At 60.0% G+C, this 1,873-nt stretch carries 1 protein-coding gene; it reads left to right on the top strand.

Annotated elements, in window-relative coordinates:
• Nucleotides 1-327 precede the first annotated feature (327 nt).
• Nucleotides 328-1,665: a hypothetical protein gene (locus tag CHR90_RS00405; RefSeq protein ID WP_094406596.1), complete on the top strand. Its 1,338-nt coding sequence runs from the start codon at nt 328-330 to the stop codon at nt 1,663-1,665.
• The last annotated feature ends 208 nt before the right edge of the window (nt 1,666-1,873 follow it).

Raw genomic sequence — 1,873 nt, 5'->3', positions numbered from 1 at the left:
CGGAGAAATCCCTATGTTCAACGCGATCGATCTCGGTCGGCGTCAGGCTTTTTGCATGCCTGCGCTGGGCGAGGGAGCGGCCGTGGACCGCTTGTCTCATGTCTAGCGCAAGCTGGCGTGATAGCCTTGACCAGCAGCTTCAGGCCGCTGGCTATGAACCCGACCTTGNTTCCGCTAACGCTCTCTCTTTGTCTGAAATCGGGACTGTCGATCAGCGCACCATTCTGATCGGAGAAATCCCTATGTTCAACGCGATCGATCTCGGTCGGCGTCAGGCTTTTTGCATGCCTGCGCTGGGCGAGGGAGCGGCCGTGGACCGCTTGTCTCATGTCTAGCGCAAGCTGGCGTGATAGCCTTGACCAGCAGCTTCAGGCCGCTGGCTATGAACCCGACCTTGAAAGCCGGTCTGATGCCGCCCTTGCCCGGTGGGAAAGCCATCGGGCGCAGTCGGATGCAGTTGGCGACGCTTTAAGCGCGGAGGCGCTGCGGCTGTTTGCCAAGCGGGCTGCCTTTGGGGTTCGCGCGCCGTCGCTCAATACCCGTATCTTGGCGGAGGCCCTACCGGGCCCGCTTAAGGTGTTGGTGGAGTTCCGACCGGCCGCCTGTGCCGTGGCGGTCATCCTAGCGCGTGCCGCCTATCCGCTGCGCCAGGTGAAGATGACGATTGCCGCTTTGGCTGAGGCGACGGGCATGGCCCGGCGCAGCGTCCAGCGTGCCCTGAGGCTGTTGGAAGTGGCGGGGCTTGTAGTGACCGACCAGACGAAGATCCGCCGCGACTTTAACGAGCCGAATGTCTTTTGGTTAGGCGATGCCTTCGAGGAGTGGTTCCAGCGACCGAAGAGTGCTTCCGCGCGCCAGGGGGGCGACTCGAATGACGCGCGACACAGAGATAGAGATTCTAATAATCAAAAATCTACAAACTACAGGCATCCAAAGGTAGGCCATGCTCCCGGTGGGGAGCAGCGGCGGGTTTTGCCCGAGGTCGTTGGCGAACCGAGCGCTTCGATTGGCGTTGGCCGTGCGTCGATACCGGTAGTGATCCATGACCCGGCTGAATCGCCAGATGCAGCGCTGCCGGTGACGGATGCTCCTGCAGATTGGGAAGCGCTGGCCAACAAGGCCGTGGCGGCGCTCGATCCCGACGCGAAGGATGGGAACCCATGGCTTGCGTTGGATCGGCTGCGGCGGGAGCGGCTGAAGGGCGTGCAGCGGCAGTTTTGGGAACGCGCAGCCTCAACCCATGCGCACCGCGCGTTGCTTGCGGTTGCCGAGGTGCTGCTGCGGCCAATGGGTTATTTTAAGCGCGGCCCCCTCGCCTATCTGGCGGGAATCTTGCGCAAAGGGGTTGGCGATTGCGCACCCGAACGGTCGGTTGCCCGGCTGCTGGCCGAGCGGTCAGGCCAAGCTTATCCGGGGGGCGAGATCGCCCTGCCCTTGGGCGTGAAGCCCATCGAAACCATCGCACCGCCGGATGATCCAGTGCGGCGCCGCGTGTTCGAAGCGGTTGGGGCCGCGACCTATCGGAGCTGGTTTGAAGAGGCGGAATTTGTGATTGAGAAAGGTTCGGTTGCTGTGATGCAAAAAACCGCGTGGCGTCGTCAGTGGTTAGAACAACAGTATGGCAGTATCCTTTCGAGGATGAATATTAAGGTTTTGGTTTGCTGATGATAAGTAGGTACCTAAGTGTGATATGACGGGGCGGTCGAAATATTTTGATGCTGATTATACTGGAGCAGGTGCATGGTTGTTTTCATGCTTTTTTGCTCTCGGGTGATGATTAAGTGTTGACAGGCGTTGCTCGCTGCCGCCCAAAATTATTGGATGATATCCGGTTCCTCCGGTAATCCGGTTCCTCCGGTAATCCGGTTCCTCC

Origin of the sequence: Elstera cyanobacteriorum, from assembly GCF_002251735.1 — a bacterium.
GTDB lineage: Bacteria > Pseudomonadota > Alphaproteobacteria > Elsterales > Elsteraceae > Elstera > Elstera cyanobacteriorum.
This window is presented reverse-complemented; position numbering and strand designations above follow the sequence as displayed.